At 71.8% G+C, this 4,040-nt stretch carries 4 protein-coding genes and 1 pseudogene; 2 read left to right on the top strand and 3 right to left on the bottom strand.

Annotated elements, in window-relative coordinates; all coding sequences use genetic code 11:
* Window positions 1–251: pseudogene (locus MPTA5024_RS42175) on the bottom strand (hypothetical protein); the annotation flags it as partial.
* Window positions 252–437: 186 nt separating this feature from the next.
* On the opposite strand from MPTA5024_RS42175, the gene MPTA5024_RS14900 reads away from it, so the two are divergent.
* On the top strand, window positions 438–875 hold the full coding sequence (locus MPTA5024_RS14900) for a DUF2243 domain-containing protein (protein WP_036324645.1): 438 nt from the start codon (window positions 438–440) through the stop codon (window positions 873–875).
* 773 nt (window positions 876–1,648) lie between these two features.
* Here MPTA5024_RS14900 and MPTA5024_RS14890 read toward each other — a convergent pair.
* Both MPTA5024_RS14890 and MPTA5024_RS14885 read right to left on the bottom strand, forming a co-directional pair.
* A complete protein-coding gene (locus MPTA5024_RS14890) occupies window positions 1,649–2,164 on the bottom strand; it encodes an ATP-binding protein (RefSeq protein ID WP_051458198.1) in 516 nt (171 codons plus the stop codon).
* Window positions 2,165–2,245: 81 nt separating this feature from the next.
* On the bottom strand, window positions 2,246–2,626 hold the full coding sequence (locus MPTA5024_RS14885) for an STAS domain-containing protein (RefSeq protein WP_198167160.1): 381 nt from the start codon (window positions 2,624–2,626) through the stop codon (window positions 2,246–2,248).
* A 302-nt stretch (window positions 2,627–2,928) separates the two neighbouring features.
* On the opposite strand from MPTA5024_RS14885, the gene MPTA5024_RS14880 reads away from it, so the two are divergent.
* The coding region (locus tag MPTA5024_RS14880) for a carboxylate-amine ligase (protein ID WP_084369848.1) at window positions 2,929–4,040 on the top strand (1,112 nt) is incomplete at its 3' end.

Raw genomic sequence — 4,040 nt, 5'->3', positions numbered from 1 at the left:
AGGGTCGCGGCGTCGGCGGCGGCCACGCCCGGGGCGGCGAGGACGCCCGCGGCCGTGAGGCCGGCGCCGAGCAGGCCGGCCCGCCGGAACATCTGGCGGCGCGACAGCTGGGACGGCGAGAGCTCCTCGTCCGCCACCGACAGGTCGACGACCGGCGCCATCTCGCCCTCGGTGAGCGCGAGGCCCTCGTGGTCGTGATCGTGGTCGTGGGCGTGCCCGTGACCGTGGGGATGTCCGTGCCCCTGGCTCATGCGTGTGTGCCCCTTCGTCCCGCCGGAGCGATCGTGATCCGGCTACGGAGGCACCATGACGAGACGGTTTTAACCGGGCATTAACGCGAAGTGCCGGACAGTGGGCGGCTCCCTGTACGGCCACGGGCCCGGGCTCGCCCGCCGGGCGTCCCGTTACCGCGTGTGGGGACGGGGTAGCTGAACGAGATGGCGACCACGCGCTCGGCCGGCCTCGTGCTCGGCCTCGGCATCGGCGGTTTCATCGACGGCATCCTGCTGCACCAGCTCCTCGGCTGGCACCACATGCTGAGCGGCTGGTATCCGCACGACGAACGCGTCAACATGATCGGCGACGGGGCGTTCCACGCCCTGTGCCTCGTGCTCGTCCTCGTGGGGGTCGCCCTGCTGTCGCGCACCGGGCCCCACGCCCCCCGCGAGCTGGCCGGCTGGATGATCGTCGGCTGGGGCGTGTTCAACCTCGTCGAGGGCGTGATCGACCACGAGATCCTCGGCGTGCACCACGTCCGGCCGGGGCCGTACCAGCTCGCGTACGACCTGTCCTTCCTCGCGCTCGGGGCGGTCCTGGTCGTAGTGGGCTACCTGATGGCCCGCGGCGCCCCACGCCGTGTCACGGCCCGGGGATAGCCGTTTACGGCCGTACGGCCGGGCTTCGTGACCGTCCGTGTACGACGGCCTCAGAAAAATGTCGGCGTGTCGCGCGTCGCTAAAAATTTCCAGAAAACGTGCCGGGCAAATCGGACACAAAAGCGGAATAAAAGGGACAAATCCGGACGAAAGTCCATAGCGACTCGTGATTCAGTCGTCACTCTTCGTACGCATACCGGAATGCCGCTCGCATGCGTTGCGTATACGGACCGTCACCTGTGACCATTCTGGGAAAGGTCCGCAATCCCCTCCAAGTGGGCCGGTGCGACGGCGTCGTGGGGATTTCACCCAGGAGCCCCGGCCATCGGCTCCCTGGAGGACAGGGGGCGCGACAGCGGGCCTGTCATGAATGAACGGGGTGGAACTCCCCGGGCAGCGCATATGGAGGGGGCCAAGATGACTGCTATCCGGTCCCGCGGAAGCGGGGGACGCCGCCAGGTTGAGCGCTTTCACGACCAGGAGCCGGGCTCCTGGATCGGGGAGGTGGCCAGAGCGGTCCGGGACGTGGTGGACAGCACACCCCGGACCATTCGCCTCTGTGTCCTGATCGCGGTGGCAGCCGCGTCGTGGGCGTACCTCAAGTAACGATTGAGGACGTCCCTGTGGTCGCGGACCCAGGTTAAGCCGGACGGCCGGCGTGAGCGGCCCGATTTACGTGATCGGGACGATAACGAGGGCCAACTCCGACGCGCGGCCTGGGTCCGCGCGCGAAATCGTGACGGGCGCAGGGGGTCGTGGAGGCGCCCCGGAGGTCAGCGGACGCGGCCGGCGGAGTCGTCGAGCGCGGGCGGTGCCGCGACGGCCGGTCCGAAACCGCCGGCCCCCTCGCCCGCTTTGTCCGCCGCGTCGTCGGCCTCGGCGGAGCCGGAGCCGTCCGGCCCGGGAGCCGGGAGCCGGATGGACAGCCGGATCCGGGAGCATCCGGGCACCTGCTCGATGTTCACGTCGTCGCACAGCACGCCCATGAGCCACAGCCCGTAGCCGCGGTCGCTCTGGCCGGGCGGCCGCTCGCCGGGGACGGCCCCCGGCCTCAGCAGGCCCGCCTCGTCGACCACGTCGACCGCCAGCGTGCCGGCCTCGTGCCACATCGAGATCGTGCCGGTGCCGCCGCCGTGCTCCAGAACGTTGATGGCGGCCTCGTTGGCGGCGATGACGAGATCGTCCAGTCGCGTGCCGGTCAGGCCGGCGCCCCGCGCGTACCGCTGGATGTTCTCCCGCAGCGTCGCGAGGTCGTCCGTGATCGGCCACTGCCGGTGGTGTCCCACCACCTGTCCTCCTCGATGCTCGCCCTGCCCTCGCCATCATCGGTGATCGCCGCCGCGGTCGCGCCCGGAATCCGGGCGGCGTCCTCAGGCGGACGGCGACCTCGTGCGCACCGCCTCCGCCGCCTCCTGCGGCCCCGCGGTCACCGTGAAGGCGTGGATGAGCCCGGTGATCCTGAAGATCCTGGTGAGCCGGGCGTTCAGGCCGGCCAGCGCCACGTCCCCGCCGCGCTCCCGGACCAGCTTTCTGACGATCAGCAGCACGCGGATGCCGGTGGAGTCGCAGAACTCGACCCCGCTCATGTCGAGCACCAGCCCGCGGTGCTCCGGGCTCAGCAGGGCCTCCACGTCGTGCCCGAGCCGTTCGGCGTTGGTGAAGTCCAGCGCGCCGGTCAGCGCGACGGACAGCACCTGACCGGCGGCGTCGCCGGGGACCGGGAGGCTGCTCAGGACGACTGCGGCGGTCACCCGCTCACCTCCACGGTCGCGGGGGCACGGGGGCCGCCGCGGGGGGCTCTGTCACGCTCACCGATGCCTCGAATCTGCCGGCTGAACCGGCGCCTTCGGGGCAAAGCAGTGAACAGCGCCGATTGACCGCTTCATCCTACCGGCGCCTCATCGGGCGCCGGGGAGCGCCTTGCCACCCGCCCGAGCAGGGCAAACCTCGGCCAAGAAACGGCATGACGGTTTTGTCCAGGATGTCCGAGGGGACCCAGGGGGTGAACAACTGGGCCGTCTGCTGACGGAAAAGTGGGAGTGAAAGACCGCTTATGCCTGATGTGACAGGGGAGGTCCAGTTCGGCACTCGTCAGGGAACCTCCCTCGTCGCTCCGGCGGCGGTCGAACCGCGCGCACCGCTCACCGTGGGCGTCGAGGAGGAGTTCCTGCTCCTCGACCCCCGAACCGGGCGCGTCGTCCCGGTGGCGGAGGAGGTGCGTCGCCGCGCCGGCGCCTCCATGGCGTCCCGGATCGTGCCCGAACTGACCCGTTTTCAACTCGAGACCAACAGCGGTGTCCACACCGGCCTGCGTGGTCTCCAGCACGACCTGTTCGAGATGCGCGCCCGCGCGGCCGAGGCCGCGGCGTCCGCGGGTGTACGGCTGGCCGCCTGCGGCACCGCGCTGTGCGGCAACGCCGGGATGCCGCCGGTCACCCCGCACGCGCGGTACGGCGCCATGGTGCGCGAGTTCCGCGGGATCGCCCGAGGGCAGGGGGTGTGCGGCTGCCACGTGCACGTCGGCGTGGGTGACCGCGAGGAGGCCGTCCAGGTCAGCAACCACGCCCGTCCCTGGCTGCCGGTTCTCCAGGCGCTCGCCGCCAACTCGCCGTTCGCGGACGGCCTCGACACCGGCTACGCGAGCTGGCGCGCGCTGGTCATGGGCCGCTGGCCGAGCGCCGAGCCCCCGCCGTACTTCCGGTCGGCCGCGCACTACGAGAACGTGGTGGCCGGGCTGACGGCGAGCGGGGCGATCATGGACCGGGGGATGATCTACTGGTTCGTCCGGGTCTCCGACCACCTGCCGACCGTCGAGTTCCGCACCGCGGACTGCTGCGCCACGGTCGAGGAGGCGGTGACGCTGGCCGGGCTCGTGCGGGCGCTCGTCGCCACCGCGCTGCGCGACGTGCGGGCGGGGATCCCGGCGCCGCCCGTCGACCAGTCGGTGCTCCGCGGCGCCTACTGGCGGGCGGCCAGGGACGGCGTGGAGGGCGAGGGGCTCGACCTGTTCAGCGGCCGGCGGACCCGGGCCTGGGACCTCGTCGGACGCCTCGTGGCCCACGTCCGCGACAGCCTGGAGGACTCCGGGGACCTCCCGCTCGTCACGGCCCGCCTCGGCCGCCTGCGCCGGACCGGCTCGGGGGCGGCGCGCCAGCGGGCCGCCTT

It is taken from the genome of Microbispora sp. ATCC PTA-5024 (assembly GCF_000511135.2).
Classification (GTDB): Bacteria; Actinomycetota; Actinomycetes; order Streptosporangiales; family Streptosporangiaceae; genus Microbispora; species Microbispora corallina.
The sequence above is the reverse complement of the archived record's forward strand: the minus strand, read 5'-3'. Positions and strand labels throughout refer to the sequence as shown.

Excerpts from the sequence above, each read along its gene's own strand:
- MPTA5024_RS14900 (WP_036324645.1), top strand. The coding sequence starts at position 438 with ATGGCGACCACGCGCTCGGCCGGCCTCGTGCTCGGCCTCGGCATCGGC.